This is a genomic window from Embleya sp. NPDC025285 (assembly GCF_055558835.1).
Window position 1 is genome coordinate 92,883 of sequence record NZ_JBVHLU010000003.1, and the last position, 26,420, is coordinate 119,302.

Annotated in this window: 22 protein-coding genes and 1 riboswitch; of the genes, 5 read left to right on the forward strand and 17 right to left on the reverse strand. The window is 73.7% G+C overall.

The genetic code is table 11. The annotated features are described in order from the left end of the window. Nucleotides 1–39: 39 nt before the first annotated feature. The 3 genes from ACZ4FV_RS03200 to ACZ4FV_RS03210 all read right to left on the reverse strand — a co-directional run bounded on the left by ACZ4FV_RS03200 (nucleotide 40) and on the right by ACZ4FV_RS03210 (nucleotide 3,521). A complete protein-coding gene (locus ACZ4FV_RS03200; RefSeq protein WP_395865705.1) occupies nucleotides 40–900 on the reverse strand; it encodes a DUF3050 domain-containing protein in 861 nt (286 codons plus the stop codon). A gap of 197 nt (nucleotides 901–1,097) precedes the next feature. Continuing rightward, the gene (locus tag ACZ4FV_RS03205; protein WP_395865706.1) at nucleotides 1,098–2,207 is read right to left on the reverse strand and encodes a CaiB/BaiF CoA transferase family protein; all 1,110 of its coding nucleotides are present in this window, start codon (nucleotides 2,205–2,207) and stop codon (nucleotides 1,098–1,100) included. A gap of 138 nt (nucleotides 2,208–2,345) precedes the next feature. Further along, nucleotides 2,346–3,521: a PucR family transcriptional regulator gene (locus tag ACZ4FV_RS03210; protein ID WP_395865708.1), complete on the reverse strand. Its 1,176-nt coding sequence runs from the start codon at nucleotides 3,519–3,521 to the stop codon at nucleotides 2,346–2,348. Between the two features lie 684 nt (nucleotides 3,522–4,205). Here ACZ4FV_RS03210 and ACZ4FV_RS03215 point away from each other — a divergent pair. Further along, complete coding sequence (locus ACZ4FV_RS03215; protein WP_395865919.1) at nucleotides 4,206–6,005, forward strand: AAA family ATPase; 1,800 nt, start codon at nucleotides 4,206–4,208, stop codon at nucleotides 6,003–6,005. Nucleotides 6,006–6,110: 105 nt separating this feature from the next. Beyond that, the gene (locus tag ACZ4FV_RS03220) at nucleotides 6,111–7,853 is read left to right on the forward strand and encodes a pyruvate dehydrogenase (RefSeq protein WP_402232266.1); all 1,743 of its coding nucleotides are present in this window, start codon (nucleotides 6,111–6,113) and stop codon (nucleotides 7,851–7,853) included. A gap of 36 nt (nucleotides 7,854–7,889) precedes the next feature. Here the strand turns inward: ACZ4FV_RS03220 and ACZ4FV_RS03225 are convergent, their stop codons facing one another. From ACZ4FV_RS03225 to ribD, 8 genes are all read right to left on the reverse strand, one after another. Continuing rightward, on the reverse strand, nucleotides 7,890–8,354 hold the full coding sequence (locus tag ACZ4FV_RS03225) for a PH domain-containing protein (RefSeq protein ID WP_395865712.1): 465 nt from the start codon (nucleotides 8,352–8,354) through the stop codon (nucleotides 7,890–7,892). A 69-nt stretch (nucleotides 8,355–8,423) separates the two neighbouring features. Then, nucleotides 8,424–9,287, reverse strand: coding sequence for an ATP phosphoribosyltransferase (hisG, locus tag ACZ4FV_RS03230; RefSeq protein ID WP_402232268.1), 864 nt, complete (start codon nucleotides 9,285–9,287; stop codon nucleotides 8,424–8,426). An 83-nt stretch (nucleotides 9,288–9,370) separates the two neighbouring features. Continuing rightward, complete coding sequence (locus ACZ4FV_RS03235) at nucleotides 9,371–9,634, reverse strand: phosphoribosyl-ATP diphosphatase (protein WP_395865716.1); 264 nt, start codon at nucleotides 9,632–9,634, stop codon at nucleotides 9,371–9,373. Nucleotides 9,635–9,691: 57 nt separating this feature from the next. Further along, on the reverse strand, nucleotides 9,692–10,183 hold the full coding sequence (gene ribH, locus ACZ4FV_RS03240) for a 6,7-dimethyl-8-ribityllumazine synthase (RefSeq protein ID WP_395865718.1): 492 nt from the start codon (nucleotides 10,181–10,183) through the stop codon (nucleotides 9,692–9,694). Nucleotides 10,184–10,375: 192 nt separating this feature from the next. After that, complete coding sequence (locus tag ACZ4FV_RS03245; RefSeq protein WP_465321747.1) at nucleotides 10,376–11,710, reverse strand: bifunctional 3,4-dihydroxy-2-butanone-4-phosphate synthase/GTP cyclohydrolase II; 1,335 nt, start codon at nucleotides 11,708–11,710, stop codon at nucleotides 10,376–10,378. A gap of 29 nt (nucleotides 11,711–11,739) precedes the next feature. Further along, complete coding sequence (locus ACZ4FV_RS03250; RefSeq protein WP_402232271.1) at nucleotides 11,740–12,402, reverse strand: nicotinamide mononucleotide transporter family protein; 663 nt, start codon at nucleotides 12,400–12,402, stop codon at nucleotides 11,740–11,742. Further along, nucleotides 12,399–13,025, reverse strand: coding sequence for a riboflavin synthase (locus ACZ4FV_RS03255; RefSeq protein WP_020549935.1), 627 nt, complete (start codon nucleotides 13,023–13,025; stop codon nucleotides 12,399–12,401). The genes ACZ4FV_RS03250 and ACZ4FV_RS03255 overlap by 4 nt, the downstream gene beginning before the upstream one ends. A gap of 3 nt (nucleotides 13,026–13,028) precedes the next feature. Further along, complete coding sequence (gene ribD, locus ACZ4FV_RS03260; RefSeq protein WP_395865921.1) at nucleotides 13,029–14,105, reverse strand: bifunctional diaminohydroxyphosphoribosylaminopyrimidine deaminase/5-amino-6-(5-phosphoribosylamino)uracil reductase RibD; 1,077 nt, start codon at nucleotides 14,103–14,105, stop codon at nucleotides 13,029–13,031. A gap of 164 nt (nucleotides 14,106–14,269) precedes the next feature. Further along, nucleotides 14,270–14,413, reverse strand: a riboswitch (FMN riboswitch). Between the two features lie 188 nt (nucleotides 14,414–14,601). Here ribD and rpe point away from each other — a divergent pair. After that, nucleotides 14,602–15,276 carry a ribulose-phosphate 3-epimerase gene (gene rpe / locus ACZ4FV_RS03265; protein WP_395865723.1) on the forward strand — a complete coding sequence of 225 codons (675 nt, stop codon included), beginning with the start codon at nucleotides 14,602–14,604 and terminating at the stop codon, nucleotides 15,274–15,276. Nucleotides 15,277–15,443: 167 nt separating this feature from the next. Here rpe and ACZ4FV_RS03270 read toward each other — a convergent pair whose 3' ends face one another. From ACZ4FV_RS03270 to def, 4 genes are all read right to left on the reverse strand, one after another. Continuing rightward, nucleotides 15,444–16,145, reverse strand: coding sequence for a hypothetical protein (locus tag ACZ4FV_RS03270; protein WP_465321706.1), 702 nt, complete (start codon nucleotides 16,143–16,145; stop codon nucleotides 15,444–15,446). A gap of 295 nt (nucleotides 16,146–16,440) precedes the next feature. After that, nucleotides 16,441–17,844, reverse strand: coding sequence for an RsmB/NOP family class I SAM-dependent RNA methyltransferase (locus ACZ4FV_RS03275; RefSeq protein WP_395865923.1), 1,404 nt, complete (start codon nucleotides 17,842–17,844; stop codon nucleotides 16,441–16,443). After that, entirely contained in the window at nucleotides 17,841–18,773 is a 933-nt protein-coding gene (fmt, locus tag ACZ4FV_RS03280) for a methionyl-tRNA formyltransferase (RefSeq protein WP_395865726.1), read from the reverse strand. The genes ACZ4FV_RS03275 and fmt overlap by 4 nt, the downstream gene beginning before the upstream one ends. A 6-nt stretch (nucleotides 18,774–18,779) precedes the next feature. Beyond that, nucleotides 18,780–19,325 carry a peptide deformylase gene (gene def, locus ACZ4FV_RS03285; protein ID WP_395865728.1) on the reverse strand — a complete coding sequence of 182 codons (546 nt, stop codon included), beginning with the start codon at nucleotides 19,323–19,325 and terminating at the stop codon, nucleotides 18,780–18,782. A gap of 341 nt (nucleotides 19,326–19,666) precedes the next feature. Here def and ACZ4FV_RS03290 point away from each other — a divergent pair, with 341 nt between their 5' ends. After that, nucleotides 19,667–20,275, forward strand: coding sequence for an RNA polymerase sigma factor (locus tag ACZ4FV_RS03290; RefSeq protein WP_395865730.1), 609 nt, complete (start codon nucleotides 19,667–19,669; stop codon nucleotides 20,273–20,275). Then, nucleotides 20,272–21,444: a hypothetical protein gene (locus tag ACZ4FV_RS03295; protein WP_402232275.1), complete on the forward strand. Its 1,173-nt coding sequence runs from the start codon at nucleotides 20,272–20,274 to the stop codon at nucleotides 21,442–21,444. Before ACZ4FV_RS03290 ends, ACZ4FV_RS03295 begins: the two co-directional genes overlap by 4 nt. Nucleotides 21,445–21,943: 499 nt before the next feature. Here the strand turns inward: ACZ4FV_RS03295 and ACZ4FV_RS03300 are convergent, their stop codons facing one another. Then, nucleotides 21,944–24,172, reverse strand: coding sequence for a primosomal protein N' (locus ACZ4FV_RS03300; protein WP_395865734.1), 2,229 nt, complete (start codon nucleotides 24,170–24,172; stop codon nucleotides 21,944–21,946). Between the two features lie 156 nt (nucleotides 24,173–24,328). Then, a complete protein-coding gene (locus ACZ4FV_RS03305) occupies nucleotides 24,329–26,407 on the reverse strand; it encodes a restriction endonuclease (protein WP_395865736.1) in 2,079 nt (692 codons plus the stop codon). Between the last annotated feature and the right edge of the window lie 13 nt (nucleotides 26,408–26,420).

The following is a 26,420-nucleotide window of genomic DNA, read 5'->3' on the forward strand; positions in this document are numbered from 1 at the left end:
ACATATGACACGTCACACGGCTCCGGGCAAGGCCGCGTTTCATCCGGCTGCGGTACGGGCCGCGTCGATCGCGGCGCGCACCGCGTCCCACAGGTCGGCGCGGGCGCGCAGCGAGACGGTGACGGTGCCCGCGCTCTCGCGCCACGCGCGGGCCGGGTCCGGGGTGGCGGCGCACAGCCGGCCGAGCAGGCGCAGCGCCATCGGGCCGTGGTCGTCGCCGTCCACCTCGATGTGCCGGGCCAGGTATTCGCCGAACACCGCGAGCCGGCCCGCGTGCACGTCGTCGAGCGCGGTGAGGTGGTCGAACATGCGCGGGATGAGTTCCTCGCGACCGAGCGCGAAGGACGCGGCGACGCAGTGCAGCGGCGCGTGCTCGACCACCTGCCAGGTGCGCGTGACGAACGCGGCGGCCCCGGCGGGCGCCCCGCACGCGGCGACCGCCTCGGGCACCGGGACCTTGTCCGCGAGCAGGCCCAGGAAGCGGCGGGCCGGTCGGGTGTCGGCGCCGGCCCCGTCCATCGCGGCGAGGTAGAGCTCGAAGTGGCTGAGCGGGCCCAGGGAGGTGGTGTCGCTCTCCTCGCCGAGCACGATCTCGTTGACCATCCGCCGGATCTCCGCGTCGCCGCGCGGCACCCACGGGATCTCCACGCAGGTCAGGTGCCGTTGCAGGCTCTTGAGCAGGGACATGAAGTCCCAGACGGCGAACACGTGGTGCGCCATGAACACCCGGATGGCGGTGAGGTCGGTGAGGTCGCGGTAGACGGTGTGCCGGAGCACGCGTTGTCGCACCGGGGCGGTCTCGCCGAGCAGCCGCGCGATGGGGTCGGCGTTTGTCGCGCGCGCCTGCGGAACGGTGGTGTCGATCGTGCCGATGTTGCCGGTGAGCGTGGTGGGGTCCATGGTTCCTCGCGTGTGGTCGGCGGCTGCGGCTACCGATCGTAGAGAGAGCGCTACGCGTCGAAACATTTGTCGCGCAATACCCGGCGCGCGTGACACGGGCGTGCCATGATGCGCGCCGCGCGCGCGAGGACGGCCGAACGACCACGGTTTCAAGTGGAGTTCGGGGGGCTTCCGGTGGGCTTCGGGTCCTGCGCCCCTCAGCCCTCGGGAGCAAGCTTCGCGGCCTCGTCCGGGGTCAGCCCCCAGGTTTGAAGCAGGGCCGCGTCCAGACGGCCGGAGGCGTCGCCGACGAGCGAGGGCGTGCCCGAGAACCGGGGAGCCGGCGCGGGCTGGAGGGTGCCGTCGGGGCGCACGAAGGTGTCCCGGGCCCGGTTGTGCGGGTGCTCGGCGGCCTCGTCCCAGGTGAGCACCGGGGTCACGCACGCGTCCGTCGACTCGAAGACCGCGGTCCACTCGTCCCGGGTACGGCCGGCGATCACGGCGGCGAAGCGCTCGCGCAGGAGCGGCCAGCCGGCCCGGTCGTTCTGCCCGGGCAGGTCCTCGTCGGCGAGTCCGAGACCGGCCAACAGCAGGGCGTAGAACTGCGGTTCGATCGCACCGACGGCGAGGTGGCGACCGTCGGCGGTGGTGTACACGTCGTAGAACGGAGCGCCGGTGTCGAGCAGGTTGCCGCCGGGGTCTTGCGCCCAGCCGCCGAGTCCGCGCATCCCGTGGATGAACGCGCTCAGCGTCGCCGAGCCGTCCGTCATGGCCGCGTCGACGACCTGCCCCTGCCCGGTCGTACGCGCCGCCAGCAGCGCGGCCAGGATGCCGAAGGCGCAGAACATCGCGCCGCCGCCGTAGTCGCCGACCAGGTTCAGCGGCGGCACCGGGCGCTCGCCGGCGCGGGCGAAGGAGTGCAACACCCCGGAGATCGAGATGTAGTTGATGTCGTGCCCGGCCCGCGGCGCGAGCGGCCCGTGCTGGCCCCAGCCGGTCATCCGGGCATAGACCAGCGCGGGGTTGCGCTCCAGGCAGGTGTCCGGGCCCAGTCCCAGCCGCTCGGTGACGCCGGGGCGAAAGCCCTCGATCAGCACGTCGGCGCCCTCGATCAGCCGCAACACCGAGTCCCGCGCGGCGACATCCTTGAGATCGACCTCCAGCGTGCCCAACCGGCCGCGCCCGACCACCATCGAGGGCATCGTCGCGCCACCGGGCCGATCCACCCGGATGACACCGGCCCCGGCATCCGCCAACATCATGCCGACGAACGGCCCGGGCCCGATCCCGGCCAACTCGACCACCTTGACGCCATCCAGCGCACCCATGCCCACTCCCCACGCCACGCCCAATTGCCTGGCACAGTCAAGCAGAACGCCCGCGCCGTGTCGCCCGCTCGGGCCGGCCCGTTGCGCCGGGCCCACGCCGGGATCGGCGCGCCGGGCGCACCCGCCCGCCCACCGGGGTCAGCGTCCCTGCATGCGCACGATCTGGAGCGCGATCATCAGATTCAGCCGCAGGTGCGGGTCCTGGGTGAACGGCCCGAGCAGGCGCTCGAGTTTGGTGATGCGATAGCGCAGCGTGTTGTAGTGCACGTAGAGCCTGCGGGCGGTCTCGGCCACGTTCAGGTTCGTGTCCAGCAGCGCCTGCAACGTGTTGCGCAGGTCCGCCGCCTCGGGATCGCGTGGATGCGCGAGCGAGCGCAACGCCTCACGCGCGAAGCGGTCCAGCTCGCTCGGGTCCGGGATCAGGCTCAACAGGCGAAAGACGCCGAGTTGATCGAAGTCCGCCACCGCGCCCGGTCCGTGGATGCGCCGCCCCGCCGTCACCGCGCGCCGCGCCTGCTCGTACGCCGCCGGGAGCGCGTCCAGGGAGTCCGCCGGGCGGCTGATGCCGGTGGTGAACGAACGGATCACCGTGCCGCAGTCGGCGTGCACCACGGCGGCGAGTTCGGCGACCACACGCGCGGACTGGCCGTCGTCGGGCGCGCCGAGCAGGACCACCACCTCGCGCGGGTACGCCGCGACGGCCGCCTCGGGGGCACGGGCGCCCAGGGCCGTGGACCACGCCAGGGCGAGCGCCTCCTGACCGGCCCGGATCGCCCGCGGGTCGCCGCTCGCCGCGGGCGGATCGGGCTCGGCGACCACGACCAGGAGCGGGCCGCTGGGCAGCGCGGTCCAGCCGGTGAGGTCGGTGCTGCGCCCGGTCAGCAGATCGCGCATCAGGTCGCTGCGGTACTTGACGTCCGAGGCGGCCTGCGCAAGCCGGCCCGCCAGGCCGATCGCGGTCTCCACGAGCGGACGCCCGGCCTGACGCCCGACCTTCGCGGGAGCGGCGGCTGCGGCGGAAGCGGCGGCGGGGGCGGCGGTCGGCGCGGCGGGTCCTGCCTGCGCGGGCACCGGCCGCGGGTCGCCGTCCGCGTCCCACGCCGTCGACGCCCCCGCGACCCGAGCCCTCGGCATCAGTCCCGGCTCCGGTGCGCTGGTCCCGCCGCCGACCGCCTTGCGGCGCCGCGGCGGCAGCCGTCGCGGCGCGGCTCCCGCCACCGCCGCGCGGCCGCTCCCGCCACCGCTCTTGTCACCGGGACGAAGCGATGGCTCGCCCCCGGCTGCCGTTCCGCCCGCGTCCCCGAGGTTGCCCATATACCGACCGTAGCGTTACGAACACGAGCGCGTCAGCACCATGGAGAGCGCGCGGGCAGTGCACACCCGGAGTGCGCGGGGCGCACGATCCCTGATCGGGACCGTTTCACGAAGATCACGTTCCGTCCGGAGATTTCCCGGCGTGGCGTCCTTGACCGTTGTGTCCGGATCGCCATAGCTTGCGGTCCAGCGGCAGCGTCGGAACCCCCGCCGACCCCGCGCGAGACGAAGCCTCCGGTCGTTCCCCCGCGGCCGGAGGCTTCCTCGTACCGCGCCGGGTCGATCGGCACCCGCCCCGCGGATCCGCGGGCCCCCGCCTCACCACCGGCACACGCCCGACGGCGGCACTCACCACCCCAAATACCGTTCGCCCCTCGGATTGCCGGGCCCCGCTCGGTACGATGCGCGGGGACACGAACGCGTGGCGAAGCGGACACCATCCGTGACCGCCTCGCACGAGACGGCGTGACGGGCAGCGGAACGGGAGAGGCTCTAAGGGGCGTCGCCGATCGGGCGGAATGGACGCACCGGGATTCATCGGCAGCGGGCCGACATCCTCTCGAAGTCCCCTCGGGGACACGGGCACGCGGAGAGGACCGGCCGGGGGAAGGGGGGTCCACCGTGGGACAGACCGATCGTGGCGCACGCACCGGAAGCCCGGCCGAACTGGCCTGGTTGCGCGGCATGGACGCCTACGTCGCCGGCGAATACGGCCAGGCGGAGGTGCAGTTCCGGGCCGCGGTCGAAACCGACCCGGGCATGGCCGACGCGTGGCTGGGGCTGCACGCGCTCAAGGTGGAGGTGGCCGCCGCGGTGGTGGCCATGCACACCCATCGAGAACGCTTCGGCGAGCAACGCGCGAAATACGGCCGGCCGCTCAACTCCTGGTACTGGCTGGGCTGGTGGGTGCAACTGGTCCTGGAGACCCCGCGCGACCTGGCCCTCGCGCACGCCTCGCACTGGTTGGACGGGCGCCATCTGCCCGAGCTGGACGCGGCGTTGGCCCTGTGCCCGCCCGCCGAACAGGACGCGGCCACCCGGTTCCTCCTGGCCTGCCGGGCCTATCTGGGCAAGGACTGGCAACAACTGCTCCGACACACCGCAGGGCTGGACGACGACGCGCTGCTCGGCGTCGAGGCGGGCCTGTTCGCGGGCATGGCCCGGGTGCGACTGGGTCTGTACGCCAAGGCCGAACAGGTGCTCGCCACCGCCCTGGTGCGCTGCCGCTCGGAGCACCCGCAGCGCAAGGAGCTGCGCTATTGGCTCGCGCGCGCGTACGAGGAGACCGGCCGCACCCCGGCCGCGCTGCCGCTGTACCGCGCCGTGCACCAGGCGGATCCCTCGTTCATGGACACCGCCGCACGGCTGTCCTCGCTGGCGGCCGGCGAACCACTGGACGAGTACGGCGGGATGACCGCGCGCCTGGCCGGTCCCGTGGTCGGCCGGGGACCGCTGCCGGACGTGTTGCCACCGATACCCGCGACCGCTCCCCCGCCGGCCGGGCCACCGCCCGCCGCCGAGGTCGAGCGCGAGCCGGACCCGGTCCCGGACGGTGCCGACGCCGAATCGCAGCCGGACGCGGACGTCCGGGCGGCCGGCCGATCCGCGCCGATGCGCCCGGCCGCCGCCCCCGAGGAACTCGCGCTGGTGCTGGCCGAACTGGAGTCGATGGTCGGCCTGGAGCCGGTCAAACGCCAGGTGCGCGCGTTGTCCGCGCAGATGCGGATGGCCCGGCTGCGCGAGGCGCAGGGCCTGCCCGCGCAGGCCCCCAAGCGGCACTTCGTCTTCTCCGGCCCCTCCGGCACCGGCAAGACCACCGTGGCCCGGCTGCTCGGCCGGGTCTTCGCCGCGCTGGGTCTGCTGGAGAGCGACCGCCTGGTCGAGGCCCAGCGCTCCGACCTGGTCGGCGAGTACCTGGGCCAGACCGCGGTCAAGACCGGCGAGTTGATCGACTCGGCGCTGGGCGGCGTGTTGTTCGTGGACGAGGCGTACGGCCTGACCAACGTGGGCTACTCCAAGGGCGACGCGTACGGCGACGAGGCACTCCAGGTGCTGCTCAAGCGGGCCGAGGACGACCGGGACCGGCTGGTCATCATCCTGGCCGGCTATCCGGAGGGCATGGACCGGCTGCTCACCTCGAACCCGGGCCTGATGTCACGGTTCACCACCCGGGTCGAGTTCCCCTCCTACGGCGCCGAGGATCTGGCCCGGATCGCCGAGGTGATGGCGGCCGTCGGCGGCGACACGTGGGACGAGGACGCGGCGGCCGAGCTGCGCAGCATCACCGGCCACGTGCGCGAACAGGGCTGGATCGACGAGCTGGGCAACGCCCGCTTCGTCCGCACCCTGTACGAGAAGTGCTGCATGTACCGGGACGTGCGGCTGGTGGAGCTGGCGGAGGGTCCGGACCTGGCCGAGCTGACCACGCTGCGCCTGTCCGACCTCTTCCAGGCATACGGGGATCTGGCCGACGGCCGGGGATAGCCGGGCGAGGCACGGGTAGGGCTAACCGATCATCGCTTTTCGACCGTCGGGCGGGCGCGGCAGCGCGCGCCGGGCCGCCGGACGAGCCGGACGGAAGGGTCTCCCGTGGCCAAGCAGAGCGTCGCCGAGCAGTTCGTGGACATCCTCGCCCAGGCGGGGGTGCGCCGGTTGTACGGCGTGGTGGGCGACAGCCTCAATCCGATCGTGGACGCGGTGCGGCGCAACGCCGCGATCGACTGGGTGCACGTACGGCACGAGGAGGTGGCCGCGTTCGCGGCCGGCGCGGAGGCGCAACTGACCGGCACGCTGGCCGCGTGCGCGGGCAGTTGCGGCCCGGGCAACCTGCACCTGATCAACGGCCTGTTCGACGCGCATCGCTCGCACGCCCCGGTGCTGGCGCTCGCGTCGCACATTCCCAGCGGCGAGATCGGCACCGCGTTCTTCCAGGAGACGCATCCCGAACGACTGTTCGTCGAGTGCAGCCACTACAGCGAGATGATCGGCACCCCCGAGCAGATGCCGCGGGTGCTGCAGTCGGCGATCCGGCACGCGGTGGGCCTGGGCGGGGTGTCGGTGGTCACCCTCCCGGGCGATGTCGCGGACAAGCCCGCGCCGGAGAAGGCCCATCAGGTTGCGCTGCCCACGTCGCTCCCGACGGTGCGCCCGGCGGACGCGGACCTGGCCACGCTGACCCGGATGATCGACGAGGCCGAGCGGGTCACCCTGTTCTGCGGCGCGGGCACGGCGGGCGCGCACGAGGAGGTGATGGCCTTCGCCGACCGGATCAACGCGCCGGTGGGACACGCGCTGCGCGGCAAGGAGCACATCCAGTACGACAATCCCTTCGATGTGGGCATGTCCGGACTGCTGGGCTACGGCGCCGCGTACGAGGCGATGCACGAGGCGGACCTGCTGATCCTGCTGGGCACCGACTTCCCGTACAACGCCTTCCTGCCGCAGGACGTGGCCACCGTGCAGGTGGACGTACGACCCGCGCACCTGGGCCGGCGCACGAAGCTGGACCTGGCGGTGTGGGGCGACGTACGCGAGACGCTGCGCGCGCTGACCCCGATGGTGCGGGCCAAGACCGACCGCAGGTTCCTGGACCGGATGTTGCGCAAGCACGCGGACGCGCTCGAGGGCGTGGTGAAGGCGTACACCCGCAAGGTGGAGAAGCACGTGCCCATCCACCCCGAGTACGTCGCCTCGATCCTGGACGAGGAGGCCGCCGACGACGCGATCTTCACCGTCGACACCGGCATGTGCAACGTGTGGGCGGCGCGCTACCTGACGCCGAACGGGCGGCGCCGGGTCATCGGTTCGTTCTCGCACGGCTCGATGGCCAACGCGCTGCCCCAGGCGATCGGCGCGCAGTTCCTGGACGTGGACCGGCAGGTGGTGTCGATGTCCGGGGACGGCGGCTTCTCGATGCTGATGGGCGACCTGTTGACCCTGGTGCAGTCCGCGTTGCCGGTGAAGATCGTGCTGTTCAACAATTCGTCACTCGGCATGGTCGAGTTGGAGATGATGGTCGCCGGGCTCGAGCCGTTCGGGACCACCAACAAGAACCCGGACTTCGCCGCGATCGCGCGTGCGGCGGGCGCGTTCGGGGTGCGGGTGGAAAAGCCCAAGCAGGTCCGTGGCGCGCTGCGCGACGCGTTCGCGCACCAGGGTCCGGCACTGGTGGACATCGTCACCGACCCCAACGCGCTGTCCATCCCGCCGAAGATCACCGCCGAGCAGATCCAGGGCTTCGCCCTGAGCGCCGGGCGCACGGTGCTGGCCGGCGGCGTCGGCCGGATGGTCCAGATGGCCAGGTCGAACCTGCGCAACGTGCCGAGGCCGTGACCGGGCGGGCCGGGCGGCGTCGAAGGCGGGGCGCGCCTAGCGCGCCTCGGCGGCCGTCCCGTACTTGTCCACCAGGGCCCGGAGCTCGCGCGTCGCGGTGATCGCGTCGGCCTTGCCGTTGGAGGTCTGGATGCCCATCACCGCCAGCGTGTCGCCGTTGGACATGTCGATCTGCGCCCACGGGTCGCCCTGGCGCAGGTAGACCCGGACGATCTGGGCCCACTCCAGGTGCGTGGTGCGCAGCAGGTTGACCACGGTCACCCCGCTCGATGCCGCGACCACCTTCGGCCGGCCGAGCATCAGCATCGCGGCCAGGCCGAGCACGCCGGTGAGCGCGACCCCCATCCGCGAGCCGAACCCCCAGCCGCCCTTCTCCGGCAACATCAGCGCCAGCACGCACAACCCGACCAGGATGACCACGCCGAGCACGGCGGTGATGAGACGACTGCGCTTCGCGTACCAGGTACGCGGAAGGTCGGCGGCGGGGGTGCTGGCGCTCATGGCGGGACGGTTCTCCGGGGGGTGAGGGTGGTCGGTCAGCCCGCGCGGCGGGGACGGACCGACCGGGTGTCAAAGACGGCAGGCGTGGATGCCGGTGACCAGGATCGCGCGGGCGCCGATCTCCCACAGGTCGTCCATGATCTGCTGGGCGTTCTTGCGCGGGACCATCGCGCGCACCGCGACCCAGCCCTCGTTGTGCAGCGGGCTGACCGTGGGCGACTCCAGGCCCGGGGTCAGCGTGACCGCCGCCTCCACCCGCTCGACCCGGATGTCGTAGTCCATCATCACGTAGCTGCGCGCGACCAGGACGCCCTGGAGCCGGCGGACCAGTTGCTCCAGCGCGGCCGAGGTCTCCGCGCCGGCCCGGCGGATCAGCACCGCCTCCGAGCGCAGGATCGGCTCGCCGAACACCTCCAGACCCGCCTGCGCGAGCGTGGTGCCGGTCTCCACGACATCGGCGATCACGTCCGCGACGCCCAGTTGGATCGCGGTCTCCACCGCGCCGTCCAGCTTGACCAGCGCGGCGGCCTCGATGCCGTTGTCGGCGAAGTCGCGCTCGACGATCCCGATGTAGGAGGACGCCACCCGCAGCCCGGCCAGGCCCTTCTTGCCCTGCCCGTCCAGCTCCCGGGCCAGCGCGGCGGGCGCGGCGTAGCGGAAGGTGGCCGGGGCCAGCCCCAGTTGCAGGATCTCCTCGGCCTCGGCGCCCGAGTCCATCAGCAGGTCGCGCCCGGTGATGCCGGCGTCGAGCCGGCCGGAGCCGACGTAGATGGCGATGTCGCGCGGGCGCAGGAAGAAGAACTCGACGTTGTTGTCGGGGTCGGTCAGCACCAGTTCCTTGGAGTGCTTGCGCTGGCGGTAGCCCGCCTCATGCAGCATCGCCGACGCAGGCTCGGAGAGGGAACCCTTGTTGGGGACGGCGATGCGCAGCATGGAATGACCCTTCGGGAGGTGCCGAACGAGGTTGCGGTACGGCTGCGTCCCCGGCCCGGACGACGGGCCGGGGACGGCGGATGTCACAGGTGAGCGTATACGTCCTGCAGCGAGATGCCGCGAGCGACCATCATCACCTGCAGGTGGTACAGGAGCTGGGAGATCTCCTCGGCGGTGCGGTCGGCGCCCTCGTGCTCGGCGGCCATCCACACTTCGGCGGCCTCCTCGACGACCTTCTTGCCGATCGTGTGCACACCGGCGGTGACGAGCTCGACCGTGCGCGAGCCCTCCTGGCCGGAGGCCGCCTTGGCCCGCAGCTCGTCGAAAAGCTGTTCAAACGTCTTCATGGTGCCCATCGCGTGGTTGTGGGTGGCGTGGCGCGAACGACTCGTCGGTTGCCTCGATCAGGCCGAACGCCACGGTTCGGAGAGCGTACGCAACGCCATCGCGGTCGCGACGGCCGCCTCCACCGCTTCGCGGCCCTTGTCCTCGCGCGAGCCGGGCACGCCGGCCCGGTCCAGGGCCTGCTCCTCGGTGTCGCAGGTGAGCAGCCCGAAGCCGACGGGAACGCCGGTGTCCAGCGCGACCCGGGTCAGGCCGTCGGTGGCGGCCGAGCACACGTACTCGAAATGCGGGGTTCCGCCGCGGATCACCACGCCCAGCGCGACCACCGCGTCGTGGCCGCTCCCGGCCAGCGCCTTGGCGAGCACGGGCAGCTCGAACGCGCCGGGGGCGCGGATCAGCGTGGGTTCGGTGATGCCCAGCTCGCTCAGGGCCTTGAGGGCCCCGTCCACGAGTCCGTCCATCACGGCGGTGTGCCACTGCGCGGCGACCACGCCCACGCGCAGGTCACGGCAGCCCTCGACGGTCAGTTTCGGGGCTCCTGCGCCACTCATGTCTGTCGGTGTCCTTCGGCTGGAACGGCTGGAAGCCTGATTGCGGTGGTGGAGTACGGCGAGTCGTGCGCCGGTGTGGTGCATCGGGTTCGCCGGTGGAGCGGGTCGAACGGGTTCGCGCGGGTCGAACCTATCGGCGCGGCGGGGACGGTGCCGCGCGCGTGTCACCGATACGGGTGAGGCCGCGGTCGGTCAGGCGGTGCTGACCGCGTGGCCCTTCGCGTCGACGACCTCGGCGACCTCGCCGACCGAGGGCGCGGTCGCGGCCTCGTCGGAGGGGTCCAGCCAGGGCAGGTCGTGCCCCATCCGGTCGCGCTTGGTGAGCAGGTAGCGCAGGTTGTCCGCGGTGGCGTGCACGGGCAGCGCGACCCGGCCGGTGATCTCCAGGCCGTAGCCCTCCAGGCCCGCGCGCTTGGCCGGGTTGTTGGTGAGCAGGCGCATCGAGCGCACGCCCAGGTCGACCAGGATCTGCGCGCCGGTGCCGTAGTCGCGGGCGTCGGCGGGCAGGCCCAGTTCCAGGTTGGCGTCCACCGTGTCGTGGCCGGCGTCCTGGAGTTGGTAGGCCTGGAGCTTGTGGATCAGCCCGATGCCGCGACCCTCGTGGCCGCGCATGTACAACACCACGCCGCGGCCCTCGGCGGTGACCCGCTCCAGCGCGGCCTCCAGTTGCGGGCCGCAGTCGCAGCGCAGCGAGCCGAACACGTCGCCGGTCAGGCACTCGGAGTGCACCCGCACCAGCACGTCCTCGCCGTCGCCGATGTCGCCGGCCACCAGCGCGATGTGCTCGACGCCGTCGGCGGTGCTGCGGTAGCCGATCGCCTGGAAGGTGCCGTGCGCGGTGGGCAGCCGGGTCTCCGCGGCCCGCTCGATGGTGCGCTCGGTGCGCCGCCGGTAGGCGATCAGGTCGGCGATGGTGACGATCTTGAGGCCGTGCTCGCGGGCGAAGGGGACCAGCTGCGGCAGCCGGGCCATCGTGCCGTCGTCGTTGACCACCTCGCAGATCACGCCCACGGGCGCCAGGCCGGCCAGTTCGGCCAGGTCCACGGCCGCCTCGGTGTGCCCGGGGCGCACCAGCACGCCGCCCTCGACCGCGCGCAGCGGGAAGATGTGGCCGGGCCGGGTCAGCTCGCCGGCCACCGTGTCCGGGTCGGCCAACAGGCGCACGGTGTGCGTGCGGTCGGCCGCCGAGATGCCGGTGTCCACGCCGTCCTTGGCGTCCACCGAGACCGAGTACGCGGTGCCCTTGCGGTCCTCGTTGACGGCGGTCATCGGCGGCAGCTTGAGCCGGTCCAGGTCGGCGCCGCGCATCGGCACGCAGACCACGCCCGAGGAGTAGCGGATCATGAACGCCATCAGCGCCTGGGTGGCCAGTTCGCCGGCGAAGATCAGGTCGCCCTCGTTCTCGCGGTCCTCGTCGTCCACCACCACGATCGCCTCGCCGGCGGCCATCGCCTTGATCGCGTCCTCGATCGAGTCGAGCACCAGTTCCTCCGCTGCGGCCTCGGGCGCCGCCTTCTGCGCCGGCACCTCGATGTCGGTGGTTTCGCTGCTGGTCTTCACGCCGTTGCCCCTTCCAGGTGCCGATCTGCCACACGGGCAGCCCCGTTGTCCCGGTACCGCCGGGAGCGGTTCCACCAGTCGACGAGTCCGGCGACGCACATCACGAAGAAGACGCCGTAGACCAGTCCGCTGAACACCAGGCCGTGCTGCACGGCGAGCGGCACGCCCACCATGTCCACGGCGATCCACACCAGCCAGAACTCGAACAGGCCGCGGGCCTGGGCGAGCATCGCCACCACCGAGCCGACGAAGATGTACGCGTCCGGCCACGGCGCCCACGAGATGCCGGTGCGCTCGAGCAGCAGCGCGAAGCCGACGGTGCCGGCCGCCATCACCGCGAGAAGCGCGATGCGCTCGTGGGCGGTCCCGAAGCGGATCTGCACCTCGCCGGTGTCGCGCCGGCCGCGGGCCCAGCGCCACCAGCCGTAGCCGGCCGCGATGATGATGACGACGTTGCGCATCGCGCTGCCGCCCAGGTGCACCGAGGTGTTGGCGGCGATCAGCAGTGCCGCGCCGAGGATCTGCACCGGCCACGCCCACAGGTTGCGGCGCAGCGCGAGCCCGACGGTGGCCAGCGACGCGATCTGGCCGAGCAGGTCGGACCACGGCACCGGCTTGTCGGCGACGGTGAACGCGGCGTCGTTGAGCCAGCCGATCACGATGCCCTCACCTGTGTACCGAGCCCGTGTGTGCCCAGCCGTTCGACGTACTTGGCGATGATGTCGACCTCGAGGTTGACCGGGTCGCCGACGGTCTTGACGCCCAGCGTGGTCAGCGCGAGCGTGGTCGGGATCAGGCTGACGGTGAAGCTCGCGTCGTGCGCGCGCACGACGGTGAGGCTGATGCCGTCCACGGTGATCGAGCCCTTGTCCACCACGTAGCGGGCCAGGTGCGCGGGCAGCGCGATCTCCACGACCTCCCACTCCTCGCCGGGCGTGCGGGCGAGGATCTCGCCGGTGCCGTCGACGTGGCCCTGCACGAGGTGGCCGCCGAGCCGTCCGCCGAGCACCATCGGGCGCTCCAGGTTCACCCGCGCGCCGGTGGTGAGCGCGCCCAGGCTCGACTTGTCCAGCGTCTCCTGCATCACGTCCGCGGTGAAGGTGGCCTCGACCGGGTCGACCTTGTCGTCCACGACGGTCAGACACACCCCGTTGACGGCGATCGAGTCGCCGTGCCGGGCGCCGGTGGTGACGACGGGGCCGCGGATGGTGATCCGGGCCGAGTCGGTCAGCCGCTCGATGGCCACGATCTCGCCGAGTTCCTCAACGATTCCGGTGAACATGCGTCAGGACTCCTTCGTTCGGCCGGCGGATTCCGGCCGGGGGCGGGCGGTGATGCGGATGTCGGTGCCAAGGCGCGCGACGTCGTCGACGTCCAGTCGCAACACCTCGGAGATGGTGCCGATTCCGGCCGGTCCCAGGGCGGCGGGCCCGGCGCCGAGCAAAGCGGGGGCGAGGTAGCCCACGACGGTGTCGATCAGGCCGGCCGCGGCGAACGCGCCGGCCAGGGTCGGACCGCCTTCGAGCAGCACGGCGCGTACGTCGCGCGCGTACAGCTCCTTCAACAACGCGGGCAGGTCCAGGCCGGCGTCGGCGCGCGGCACGCGCAGTACGGCGGCCTCGGGCAGGTGGGCGGCGTCCGCGTCGGGTCCGACCGCGATCAGGGTGGGCGCAGCGTCGTCCAGGACCCGGGCGTTCGCCGGGGTGCGGGCGTGCGTGTCCACGATCACCCGCAGCGGCTGCCGGACGTCGGGGACCTCGCGGACGGCCAGGTGCGGGTCGTCGGCGAGCAGGGTGCCGGAGCCGGCCAGCACCGCGTCCACGCTCGCGCGCAGGGTGTGCACGTCCGCGCGGGCGGCGGCGCCGGTGATCCAGCGGCTGCTGCCGTCGGCGGCGGCGCTGCGGCCGTCCAGGGTTGCGGCGTACTTCCAGGTGACGTGCGGGCGGCCCAGTCGGGTCGCGGTCAGCCAGGCCCGGTTGCCCGCCTCGGCCTCGGCGGCCAACAGGCCGCCCTCGGCGTCGACGCCCGCCGCGCGCAGCACCGCGCCGCCGCCGGACGCGGCCGGGTTGGGGTCGGCGACCGCGTAGCGCACCCGGCGGATGCCGGCGTCGATCAGGGCCTGGGTGCACGGGCCGGTGCGGCCGGTGTGCGAGCAGGGTTCGAGGGTGACCAGGGCGGTGCCGCCGCGGGCCGCGGATCCCGCCGCGCGCAGTGCCTCGACCTCGGCGTGCGGGGCGCCGGCGCGGGTGTGGAAGCCTTCGCCGACCACGGTGCCGTCCACGCCGAGCACGACGCAGCCGACCACGGGATTGGGGCTGGTGTGTCCGAGGGCGCGGCTCGCCAGCGAGATGGCGCGGCGCATCGCGGCGGTCTCGTCGACCGGCGGGGTGGTGTTGCCCTGCACCTCGTGCCTCCTCGCGATTCGACGCGGGGCACCGGGGTGTTTTCGGGCAGGACGGCACGACGAAGTGACGTGCGGGGATGAGGGCGCACCGAGGGTACGCGAACACGCCGCAGTCGCTCGCCGCGCGCTGCCTCCCATCCGGACTTTGACCGTCGGTACCGGAATTCCACCGGTTCAGCCGGCCGTCGCTCCACGGGTGCGGGGCGTCGACCGGGTCGCGGACTGTAACCGCCGGTTCGGATTTTCACCGACCCCGGAGCGCGCGTACGTGACTTTCGTACACCTCGAAGTGTGCCACGACGGCCGACAACGTTGACCTTGGGCAACCTGTGCCGTCCGTCACGGTGCGTTCGTATACCGGAACACGACTGCGGCGTGGATGATCTGACGTGTCGTCAGCTTGGGGGCCGAAGGCGGTGCCGAAGGACTGTGGCGGCGATGAGATTCTGTGCGCATGACCGTGCAGATCAATCCGAGCATCCTGTCCGCCGACTTCGCCCGCCTCGCCGACGAGGTCGCGCAGGTGCGCAACGCCGACTGGCTCCACGTGGATGTCATGGACAACCACTTCGTCCCCAACCTGACCATCGGCCTGCCCGTGGTCGAGAGCCTGATCAAGGCCACCGACACGCCCATCGACATGCACCTGATGATCGAGGACCCGGACCGCTGGGCGCCCGCCTACGCGGAGGCCGGCGCGGGCAGCGTGACCTTCCACGTGGAGGCCGCGACCGCCCCGGTCAAGCTCGCTCGGGACCTGCGGGCCAAGGGCGCGCGGGCGTCGATGGCGCTGCGCCCGGCCACGCCGATCGAGCCGTATGAGGACCTGCTGCCGGAGTTGGACATGCTCCTGGTGATGACGGTCGAGCCGGGTTTCGGCGGGCAGAGCTTCCTGGACATCATGCTGCCGAAGATCCGCCGGACCCGGCAGTTGATCGCCAAGCACGGCCTGCAGATGTGGCTGCAGGTGGACGGCGGGGTGTCCGCGAAGACGATCGAGATGTGCGCGGAGGCCGGCGCGGACGTGTTCGTGGCGGGGTCGGCGGTGTTCGACGGGCGTGATCCGGGGGCGGCGGTGGACCGGCTGCGGGCGCTGGCCGCGGGGGCCGCGGAGCGCTGCGCTCACTAGGGCGGATGTGGTGTCGCTTCCGCCGGCCCGTTGCGCTGCGTGAACAGGGCTGCGGGATTCGACCTCGGCGTGGGGCACCCGGGGCCTCGCGGGCTTCGTCACAAAGAGTGAAGGTTGGGCCTCTCGTCGTCCTCGCCGGGGCGGGAGGCCCTTTCCGCGCGCCGGCGTCAGGCGGGTGCGCTGCGGCGTTGCCAGGCCAGGTAGGCGCAGGTGCACACGGCGACGCCGGCCATCGCGGCGATATGTTCGCGGCCGGCCAGGTTCGGCTTGACCACGACCTCGACGATCATCAGGATCCACACGCCGGCGAGCAGGATCGGCGCGCGGCGCACCATCGCGATGCACACCACCAGGCCCACCACCGCGGCCGAGGGGCCGGTGTCCAGGACGTCGCCGTGTCGGGCGTCGATGCCCAGCGGGTGGTCCGGGCCGAGCGCGATCATCACCCGCGCGGTCAGCGTGCCGCACAGGGTGGCCAGGTACGCGATCACCAGGGTTCGCCGTGCGCCCAGGTCGAGTTCGGCCAGTCCGAACAGGATCAGCACCTGGATCAGGGCGCCCCACACCGGCAGGTCCGGCGCCGGGACGAACAGCGACACGGGGGTGCGCAGCAGCGCGAGCGGCAGCGGGATGCCCGCGCTCACGCCGCCCAGGGCTCTCACCACGTCGCCGCCCCACGCGGTGCGCCAGGCGAGCCAGAAGCCGAGGGTCAGCAGCACCGTGCAGCAGGTGAGCGGGATCGCCCACACGCCGTGCGCGCGCAACTCGCGTATCGGAACCGAGGTGAGTCTGCCCCACTCGCCGCGGACCGCTCCCCCGGTGCGGGCGAGCAGGCCGGGGCGCGGGGTGCTGGGGGCGAGCGTGGACATGGGTGCGGCGGCTCCTGCGGTGGCGGCTGCCGGTCGCCCTCGGATTTCCTGGGACCCGAGGGAGACCGGTGCGGCCGAGCCGAAAGTGATGACCGCTCTCGCCGTTATGCCCCGCTTGTACCGAATTCAGCCACGGGTCACCCGTCCGTACGGGTGATCGCTTGACGCGTGTGGGTGAACAGGCGCCCGCGTGGGTGGCGGCCCGGGCCTCGCGCCGGCCCGATCCGCGCGTGGCGAAGCGCCGGCCGGCCCGGGCTCTCGGGTGCGAAGCGCCGGCCGGCCGGCCCTCGGGTGCTCAGCCCGTGCGGCGCAGCAGCGCCAGGTACATCGCGTCGGTGCCGTGCAGGTGCGGCCACAGTTGTACGTCCGGGCCGGTGCCCAGGTGCGGCACACCCGGGAACAGCGGCCGGGCGTCGACCAGCTCGGCCTCGCCCGCGCGCAGGATGTCGTCCACCACCACGCGCGTCTCCGCCGGATGCGGTGAGCAGGTGACGTACGCGATCGCCCCGCCGGGTCGCGCCGCGGCCACCGCGCTGCGCAGCAACGCGCGCTGGAGTTCGCCCAGTTCGGGGATGTCCTCGGGCTTGCGGCGCCAGCGCGACTCGGGCCGGCGGCGCAGCGCGCCCAGGCCGCTGCACGGCACGTCGGCGATCACCCGGTCGAAGCTGCCGGGCTGCCAGGCCGGCCGGGTGCCGTCGGCGGTGATCACCTGATGGTGGGTCAGGTGGCCGATCGCGTTGCGCACCAGCCGGGCGCGGTGGTGTCGGCGCTCGACCGCCAGCAGCGAGACCTCGCGCCCGGTGGCGATCGCCGCGAGCAGGCCGGCCTTGCCGCCTGGGCCCGCGCACAGGTCCAGCCAGCGGCTCTCGGCACCCTCGACCTCGGCGTTGGCCAGCGCGACGGCGACCAATTGGCTGCCCTCGTCCTGGACCGCGGCCCGGCCGTCCCGGATCGCCTTGATCCCGGCCGGGTCGCCCTCGGGGAGGGTGGCCGCGTACGGGGACCAGCGGCCGGGGGTGGCGCCGGCCTCGTGGAGTTCGGCGAGTTCGACCCGGCCCGGGCGGGCGACCAGCGAGATCACCGGGGCGATGTTGTCGGCGGCGAGCAGCGCCTCCATCGCGGCGCGGTCGTGCGGGTTGCCGCGCGCGCCCAGCGCGTCCCACAGCGCCTGCACGATCCAGCGCGGGTGCGAGTGCAGGACCGCGAGGTGGCCCTCGGGGTCCTCGTCGTAGGGCGGCGCGATCTGCCGCAGCCAGGTCTCCAGGTCCTGCTTGGACACCCGGCGCAGGATCGCGTTGACGAACTTGGCGCGGCCGTCGCCCAGGACCGCGCGGGCCAGCTCCACGGTCGCCGAGACGGCGGCGTGCACGGGGGTGCGCATGCTCAGCAGTTGGTGCACGCCGAGCGCGAGCACGTCCAGCACCGGCGGGTCGATCTCCTTGATCGGCCGGTCCGTGCAGGCCGCCACGATCTGGTCGTAGGTGCCCTGGCGGCGCAGCGTGCCGTGCACGAGTTCGGTCGCGAAGGCGGCGTCGCGCGGGATGATCCTGCGTTCGCGCAGCAGCGCGGGCAGCACCAGGTTGGCGTACGCGTCGCGTTCGCCGACCGCGTGCAGGACGTCGTAGGCGGCCAGGCGCGCGGCGTCGGGACGCGGGCGGCGATAGGGGCGTGCGGCGGGGGCGTTGGTCACGGTGCTCAGTTCGTGCCGAGGGTTTCACCGGGCTCGGGGTGTGCGCCCCGGGCCCAGTCGGTGGCGGCCATCATGCGTTTGCCCTGGGGCTGGACCTGGGTGAGTTCGATCGCGTGGCTGCCGGTACCCACCCGGACCACCTTCTTCTCCACCGCGATCTCACCGGGCGCCAGCGCGTTGTCGCCGCCGCGCAGACGCACCGGGGCGAGCTTGAGGCGCTCGCCGCGGAAGGTGGTCCAGGCGCCGGGGGCGGGCGTACAGCCGCGCACCACGCGGTCCACCCGCAGGGCGGGCGCGGTGAAGTCGACGCGCGCGTCCTCGACGGTCAGCTTGGGCGCGAGGGTGACGCCGTGCGGCGGCTGGGGGCGCGCCTCCAGGCTGCCGTCGGCGATGCCGTCCATGGTCGCCACCAGCAGCCGCGCGCCGGAGCGGGACAGCCGCTCCAGCAGGTCGCCGCTGGTGTCGGTGGGACGGATCTCGTCGGTGACGGTGCCGTAGACGGGGCCCGAGTCCAGGCCCTGCTCGATGTCGAAGGTGCACGCGCCGGTGATGTCGTCACCCGCGAGCACCGCGTGCTGCACGGGCGCCGCGCCGCGCCACGCGGGCAGCAGCGAGAAGTGCAGGTTGACCCAGCCCCGCGCGGGAATCTCCAACGCGGCCTTGGGCAGCAGCGCGCCGTAGGCGACCACGGGGCAGCAGTCGGGGGCGATCTCGGCGAGCCGGGCCAGGAACTCCGGGTCGCGCGGCTTGGTCGGGCGCAGGATCTCGATCCCGGCCCGGGCGGCACGCTCGGCCACCGGACTGGCGACGAGCTTGCGGCCCCGGCCGGCGGGGGCGTCGGGTCGGGTGACGACGGCGACCACCTCGTGCCGGGATTCCAGCAGGGCTTCGAGTGCGGGTACGGCGACCTCGGGGGTGCCGGCGAAGACTAGGCGCATGGGGGTTTAGAGGGCCTTCCCGAAGGTGCCGTGGGGGGAGAACTTGACCTGCGGCGGCGCCTGCCCGGCCCACTGGGCCTCGCGCAGCGCGCGGAGCGCGGCCTTGCGCTGCTCGCGGTCGAGCCGGTCGATGAACAGGATGCCGTCGAGGTGGTCGGTCTCGTGCTGGATGCACCGCGACAGCAGTTGGGTGCCTTCGATGGTGACGGGGTCGCCGTGCATGTTGAAGCCCTTGGCGACCACGCCGTACGCGCGCTTGGTGTCGTAGCGCAGGCCCGGCAGCGACAGGCAGCCCTCGGGGCCGTCCTGTTCGTCGTCGGACAGGTCCAGGTCCGGGTTGATCAGGTGACCCACCTCGCCGTCCACCTGGTAGGTGAACACCCGCAGGGCGACGCCGATCTGGGGTGCGGCCAGGCCGGTGCCGGGCGCGTCGCGCATCGTGTCGGTGAGGTCGGCGACCAGGCGCCGCAGTTCCTTGTCGAACACGGTGACCGGGTCGGCCTTGCTCCGCAGGACGGGGTCGCCGAACAGACGAATCGGCTGGACTGCCACGGGTGTGCTCCCCCATCGGTGGTCGGTCGTGGTGACGAACGTCGCCGGCGCGCGGCGGCGTTCCGGCGCGGTGCGGCCGCGCGGTGGCGCCGGTCGATCGAAACCGGAGAGCGGCAAGTCTACTGAGCGCCCGAGCCGCGGCCGGCGCACACACCGCGGCATGGGTCGGGGGCGCGGGGGTGGGGCCCGGCGGGCGCGGGTCGGGAGGGGGTGGGCGGGGTTCGGCAGCGGGATGCGGGGTGGGATTTCGTGGCGGCAGGCGGGGCGAATCCGGAGCGGGATCCGGAGTGGGCCTCGGGAGCTGAGGCAACCTCGGTGTGTGGGGCGGACACTCTCGGGGTGTGACGACGGATCAGGTGCAGGAGGACGGGGACCACGTGTTGTGGTCTCGGGTCCGGACGGGGGATCGCGATGCGTTCGCGGTGGTGTTCGACCGGCACGCGGGGGCGGTGTATGGGCATGTGCTGCGGCGGATCGGGGACGGTGGCGAGGCCGAGGACCTGACGTCGGCGGTGTTCCTGACCGCCTGGCGCCGCCGCATGGAAGTGAGCTTCGACCGGGACAGCGCGCTGCCGTGGCTGCTGGGTACGGCCAATCGCACGCTCGCGAACCGGCGGCGCGCGCTCAAGCGCTATCGCACGCTGGCCGCGCGCGTACCGCTGCCGCCGGACGTCCCCGACCACGCGGACGAGGTCGCCCGGCGGATCGACGAGGAACACGCGGCGCAGGCGCTGCGGCGCTCGGTGGCACGACTGCCCCGGCACGAGCGCGACGTCGTGGAGTTGTGCGTCTGGGGCGGCCTGGACCAGCAGGCAGCCGCGACCGCGCTCGGCGTCGCGCTGGGCACGGTCAAGGCGCGGATGCACCGGGCGCGGAAACGATTGGGCGGCCTGTTGGCCGAAGAGGGCGTGCACGCGGGCACGTACCGAGGCATCGAGGAGGCACGATGAGCCCGTACAGCCAGGACCGACTGCCGGGGCACGAGCGACGCAGGCGCGAACTGCTCGCGATTCTCGACACCGGGGAAACGTCCCGGGGCCGGGCCCTGATGCCGGGCGTCGCCGCGGGCGCGGTGCTCGCGGTGTGCGCGGCCGGGATCCTGGCCGCGCAACCGTGGCAGGGCCCGCAGGATCTGTCGCCGGCCGGCCCGGTGGCCGGGCAGGACCCGATCCGGGGGGTGCCCCAGGACGCGGCGAAGCCGGGCGATCCGGTGCCGTGGGACGTGGCGACCCGCGCGCTGAACTCGTGTCTGGAACTCGGCCGTCGAGCCGCCGTTCCGCCTCCGCCGCCGACCGGATTCGACCCGGGCGGTCCGACGATGCCGCCGCCGGGAGCGCGCGCGCCCGGGTCCGCCCCGCCGAGTATCGGCCACACCCTGCCACCCGGCACTCCCTTGGGTGCCGATGCCGGTGACCTGCCCGCGCACACGCCGGGAAACGCGGCGGGCCCGTACGGTCCGCCGCCGCAGTCGCCCCCCACGGCCGTGTCGTGGACCCCGACCGGGTGGAACGTGCCGCCCACCTCGACTCCGCGCCCGACCGACACCGCCACCGCGCCCGACCGGCAGGTGTGGAAGGTGCGCGAGCCGGACGCGGCGTTCCGGCCGTACTTCACCGCGTGGGAGCACGACGCGGCCGGCGGGCTGCGCCCGTTCGTGCTCGGCAAGGCCGACAAGCCGGACCTGGTGGTGTGCCACGGCGAGAAGTCCCCGCCGGAACTGCCGGCGCCGACGGCCGCCGACGGCATCCTCGCGGGGGCGTTCGAGGTGCGGCGGACCCAGGTCATGCTGCTGCCCGGGGCACAACCTCTCCCTCTGGACCCGGCCGCGGCCGAGCCGCTCCCGATGGTCGCGCCGACCCCGACGACGTGGTGGGGCCGTACGACCGGCGCGGTGGCGCGGGTCGTGGTCGAGTTGCCCGACGGGAAGACGGTGGGCGCGGTGGTACGCAACGGCGTGTGGCTCGCGACCGTGCCGGGCAACGACACCGCGCCGGCCCGAATCCGGGCCTACGACGCGGCCGGCGCGCTGCTCCACGAGCGCGTGGCCGACGCGGAATCCCTGCGCTGCGCACAGGCACCGATGACGAAGTCCTGCGGGAGCCGAACCCGCTGGGGGTGAGGGTCGGCGGGGGAAGGACGGCGGTCAACCGGCCGGGCGACCCGGCCGGTTGACCGCGCGGTTCACGGCCGAGCGAGCGAGGCCGAGCGGGGAAGCCGGGCCGGCGGGCGAGGCCGGGCGGTGTCCCGGCACGACGGGCCCAGCGCACCTGACCCGGGGGCGCGATTCCCCGCGTGTGCGGCGTCCGACACGCGCCACCTGCCGCAGGCGCGCGCCGCGACGGTGGCCTCACCCGGCCCGGCACGCGTGCGGGCCTGCTGCGCATCACCCACCGCACGCGGCACGCCGGTCGAGTCCCCACCCGCCGGTCGCGCGGGCGACCGGCCGGCACGAGCCGCCGCACACGCATGCCCCGACGAGCACCTCACCCGCCCGGCGGGCGCAAGGATTCCCGAACGCTTGGTGCGCCACCCGCGCGCCCGACGGTCTCGCCGCCGGCCCGGCGTGCATGACGCGGCGCATACGGCCCGCCGCGTACCGCTCGGCATCGCGGCGGCTCTCAGCCGATGTCGGGTGGGTCGATTCTGATGTGTACCGGGTCGGGGGCGGCTCGGGCCAGGCGCAGGGTCTGGGCCGCCTTGAGGGCGTGGGCCAGCTCCGCGCCTCGCCCCGGTTCGATGCGCAGCAGTACCCGTTCGTGCCGGGGCGGCGGGGCGGGGGCCGCGGTCGGGCGGCGGTCGGGCGGTGGGGTGTCGCCGAACAGGGCGCGGGTGAGTTCGGCGCGGGTGCGCGCGGCGCGCGGGTCGGGCTTGGCGGGCGCCGTCGGCGGCGGGGTGCGCGGCGCGGTCGGGGCGACCGGGACCGGGCCCAGCACGTCCACCGCGTCCGGTAGCCGAAGCACCGCCAGGAAGTCGGCGATGCCGGCCGGCGGCCCGGTGACCGACGCCATCCGCGACACCGGCGGCAGGTTCAACTCGGCGCGCTCGACCAGTTCGGCCAGCGCGTACCCCTGCGGGTCCCAGCGCACCAACGCCTGCACCGGGCGCAGCGTGGACTCGGCGACCACCACCAGCGTGCCGCCCTCCCCCGCCGGCCGGACCAGGCTTGCCGCGTCCAGCCAGCGGCGCAGCGCCTCCTCACCGGCCCGCAGGTCGGGCCGGGTGAGCAGGGCCCAGCCGTCCAGGAGCAACGCCGCCGCGTAGCCGCTCGGCGCGACCGGTTCGGCGCCGGGCGTGGCGATGATCAACGCGGGCAGGTCCGGCACGGTGGTCAGGATCGCGTCCCGGCCCGAGGTACGCACCGGCACGGCGGGAAACGCGCGGCCCAACTCCTCGGCGGTCCGGCGCGCGCCGATCACCCCGGCCCGGATGCGATCGCCGCCGCACACCCGGCAGTGCCAGGCCGGCGCCGGACGGGTACACCAGCCGCAGGTCAACACGCCGTCCCCGGACGGCAGTTCGAGCGGCCCCGAGCAGTGTGCACAACGCGCGGGTTCGCGGCACCGTTGGCACGAGGTGCGGACCAGGTAGCCCCGGCGCGGGACCTGGACCAGGACCGGTCCGGTCCGCAACGCGTTGCGCGCCACCTCCCACGCCAGACTCGGCAGCCGCGCGGCCCGCGCGGCCTCGTCCCGGGCCAGGTCCAGATCGCTGCCGACGGTGCGCACGAGCGGGGCCGCGGCGCGCACCGCCGCCCGGTCCGCGTCCAGCGGCCGGGCCCACCCGGAGCGCACCAGTTGCGCGGCCTCGACCGTGGTGGCGTGCCCGCCGACGGTGAACGCCGCGTGCTCGCGCGCGGCACGCATCGCCAGCACCTCGCGCACGTGCGGGTAGGGCGCGTTGAGGTCGGCATGCGAGTCGTCGCCGTCGTTCCAGACCAGGGCCAGGCCCAGTTCCACCACCGGCGCGAACATCGCCGCCCGGGTGCCGACCACCGCGCGCACCGTCCCGCGGTTGACCGCCAGCCAGCGCCGGTAGCGCTCCTGCGGCCCCAGGCCCGCGGTGAGCGCGACGTGCCGGCCCGGTCCCAGCAGCGCGGTCAGCGCCGCGTCCACCCGGTCCACCGACTTGGCGTCCGGGACCACCGCGAGCGCGCCTCGGCCGCCGGCCAGGGTCGCCGCCATCGCGCGGGCGATCTCGTCGGGCCAGTACGGGCCGGGCAGCGCGGTCCACACCGTGCGCGGCGATGCGCCCGCCGCGAGCTCGGCCAGGTGCGCGGCGCCCGAGGGGTAGCGCGTCCACGGCCCGGGGGGCGGCGGGGCGGGGCGGACCAGGGGCTCCCCGGACGGCTCCGCCTCGGCGCGCGCGTGCCGGGCGGGCAGCGCGATCTGGACCACGTCGGCGAGGGTGCCCGCGTACCGGTCCGCGACCGCGCGGGCCAGCTCGATCATCGGCGGCGCGAGCACGATCTCGGGCGAGGTGACACCGGCCAGCGGCGCCAGCGGCCCGCCGTATGTGCTGCGCTCGACCCGCTCGACGATCACGCCGTCGATCAGCCCGCCGCCCTGCCGCCGGCCGTCCACGACCTTGGCCCCGAACCGCACCCGCACCCGCACTCCGGGCTGGGCCACCTCGGCCAGCTTGGCCGGCACCGAGTAGTCGAACAGGCGGTCCAGATGTACGAGGCCCTTGTCCACCAGGACCCGCGCCACCGGCAGGCGCTCGGCGGACGCCTTGGGCTTGGGTTTGCGCGCCCGCGCGGCCCGGACCGCCCGCCGCGCCTGCTCGACCCCGAGCGTGAGCTGCTCGTCCTCCTCGTTGCCGCCCGCCTCCGGATCGTTGCTCGCCACACCAGGAATCTTGACAGACGGGTACGACGAACCCGCGCAGGTACCGGGCCGGCGCCGAGCAGGTGGGCGAATCGCCGGCGGGACGCTGCCGCGCGCCCGTGCCGCGGGCCGCGAGGGCCGGGCGCCTGCCTCGTCGTCGGCTCGGGGCGTCCGGCCCTACTCCACCTCGACGCCGTGGGATTCGGCCACGCCCAGCAGGCCGTTGCGGAAGCCGTTGGTGGTCGGGGAGAAGGTCCAGGTGTCGTCGGTGCGCACGAACGCGCCCAGGACCATGGCGGTCTCCCCCGGGCGGCGGGTGGGTACGGAGGTCTCGCCGATGCGGTGGCCGTCGGCCTGGTCCAGGCGGGTCAGCCTGGCTCCGCGCAGGCCGGCCAGGTCGCCGCCGGGGGCCTGTTCCTCGTCGACGGCGGCGGCCAGCACCAGCCGGTCGGCCCGGGCGGGCAGCAGGGCCAGGTCCACCAGGAAGGCCACGCCGTCGCCGATCCGGACCGCGCCGTCGGGGCTGGCCGGGTTGTTGAAGAAGACGAAGTGCTCGTCGCTGAGCACCCGCCCGCGCTGACACACGAAGGCGCACGGGTCCAGCGGCGGTGCGTTGCCCGGCTGCCACGCGAGCTGGACCAGGATCCGGCTGCCGGGCGCGGCGGTCGGACCACCGCCCGCGCCGGGACCCAGACGGCCCCGCAGCCCGTGTTGCGCGAGCAGGCCCACCAGTTCCGGTCCGGTGACCAGGCCCAGTGGCTTGTTCCGGATGAACTCGTGGCTGCCGGGCCCGAATCCGGACGTGGTGACCAGCAGGCCCTTGTTCGCGCCGTGGTGTTGCACCGTGCCGGCCAGGTCGCGCACGGCGGTCGGCGGGACGGTGTTGCGGTAGCGCTTGACCTGCACCACGATCTTGCCGCCGCGAATCGGGTCCGGGTCCACCGCGACCACGTCGACCCCCTGGTCGCCGCTGCGCGCGGTGGTCTCGACCTGCATGCCCATGCGCTGGAACAACTCGGCGATCAGGTTCTCGAACTCGATCGGGTCCATCACGAACAGGTCCGGCTCGTCGTCGCCGGAGCCGGACCGCACGGGGGTGGGGGCGGGCGCCGGCGCGGACGCGACGCTGTCCGCGAGCCGGCTCGGCTGTACCGGGGTGGGCCGGTCCGGGCGCGCGGACAACGTGCCGCGCATCGCCTCCAGGCACGCGAGCGCGTCCACCCGATCCAGGCTCACCTCCCGGAATTCCCGGGCCTGCGCGGTCACGGTGAGCAGGTACGTGCGCCCGTGTCGCCCGGTGGCCGGATTGACCGCCTGGACGAAGCCGTTGAGCACCACCGAATCGAGGATGCCCTCGTGGTCGGCGAAGAACAGCTCGGCCAGTATCCGGATCGCGCTCTGCGCGAGCACGTCGCGGTGGATCGCGCGCCGGTCGGTCGCGGTGCGCGCGACCTCCTTCTCCTGGTCGTCGGTCTTCACATAGCGCACCCGCGCGATGCCCGGCACCACATCGGTGGTGGGCAGTTCGTGGTCGACCACCAGTTGGCGCGCGGCGGCGTCGAAGGCCACCGTCGCATGGTCGGAGAAGCCCTCGGGCCAGTCCGGCGACGCCAGCAGCACGCCCTCGAAGTAGTCCTCGATCGCCTCGGGATCACGCGCCGCGAGTCGCCGCACCAGGTCGTCGACCTGCTCGTTGCGCTGCGCGGCGAGCGCGCGCTGCCCGTTCGCCCAGTCCTGGAACTGCCGGTGATAGTCGTTGTATCGCTGCTGCCGCTGGTACTCGGCCGCCTGCGCGGCGCGCAGGTCGTACTCGTACCGCGCCTGCGCCTGCGCGCGGTCCTGCTCGTAGCGCGACTGCGCGCCCGGCGCGAAACTGCCCAGGCCGGACGGCGCGGCCGGCTGGTAGCGCGCCGGGTCGGGCATCGGGATCGGTCGGGCGAGCTCACCGGGCTGGAACGGTGGAATCTCCACGGCGGCCCGCAGCCGGTCGATGCGGAAGCCGGGTTGGCTCAGGCGAGCCCGGAGTACTCCCTGCAACTCGGCGACCCGGTCCTCGATCTCGGCGGTCCGCCGGGCCACTTCGGCTTCGCGTGACTGCTGATACGCGCGCTGCGCCTCGCGGTCGGCCCGTGCGGCGGCCTTCTGCGCCTCGCGCCGATTGCGTTCATCGGCCCGCAGTTGTTGCTGTTGCGCGCGCAACTCGGCCTCGCGTTGCCGCTGTTGTTGCCGCTGCAACTCGGCCCAGGTCCCCAGCACGCCGGTGCTCCGC

Bases quoted from the DNA above. Each gene is read 5' to 3' on its own strand.
- fmt (WP_395865726.1), bottom strand. From the start codon at position 18,773: ATGCGCCTAGTCTTCGCCGGCACCCCCGAGGTCGCCGTACCCGCACTC.
- ACZ4FV_RS03270 (WP_465321706.1), bottom strand. From the start codon at position 16,145: ATGTCCACGCTCGCCCCCAGCACCCCGCGCCCCGGCCTGCTCGCCCGC.
- hisG (WP_402232268.1), bottom strand. From the start codon at position 9,287: ATGCTGCGCATCGCCGTCCCCAACAAGGGTTCCCTCTCCGAGCCTGCG.
- ACZ4FV_RS03295 (WP_402232275.1), top strand. From the start codon at position 20,272: ATGAGCCCGTACAGCCAGGACCGACTGCCGGGGCACGAGCGACGCAGG.
- ACZ4FV_RS03205 (WP_395865706.1), bottom strand. From the start codon at position 2,207: ATGGGTGCGCTGGATGGCGTCAAGGTGGTCGAGTTGGCCGGGATCGGG.
- ACZ4FV_RS03215 (WP_395865919.1), top strand. From the start codon at position 4,206: ATGGACGCCTACGTCGCCGGCGAATACGGCCAGGCGGAGGTGCAGTTC.
- ACZ4FV_RS03210 (WP_395865708.1), bottom strand. From the start codon at position 3,521: ATGGGCAACCTCGGGGACGCGGGCGGAACGGCAGCCGGGGGCGAGCCA.
- ribD (WP_395865921.1), bottom strand. From the start codon at position 14,105: ATGCGCCGCGCCATCTCGCTGGCGAGCCGCGCCCTCGGACACACCAGC.
- ribH (WP_395865718.1), bottom strand. From the start codon at position 10,183: ATGAGTGGCGCAGGAGCCCCGAAACTGACCGTCGAGGGCTGCCGTGAC.
- ACZ4FV_RS03225 (WP_395865712.1), bottom strand. From the start codon at position 8,354: ATGAGCGCCAGCACCCCCGCCGCCGACCTTCCGCGTACCTGGTACGCG.
- ACZ4FV_RS03200 (WP_395865705.1), bottom strand. From the start codon at position 900: ATGGACCCCACCACGCTCACCGGCAACATCGGCACGATCGACACCACC.
- ACZ4FV_RS03235 (WP_395865716.1), bottom strand. From the start codon at position 9,634: ATGAAGACGTTTGAACAGCTTTTCGACGAGCTGCGGGCCAAGGCGGCC.
- rpe (WP_395865723.1), top strand. From the start codon at position 14,602: ATGACCGTGCAGATCAATCCGAGCATCCTGTCCGCCGACTTCGCCCGC.
- ACZ4FV_RS03255 (WP_020549935.1), bottom strand. From the start codon at position 13,025: ATGTTCACCGGAATCGTTGAGGAACTCGGCGAGATCGTGGCCATCGAG.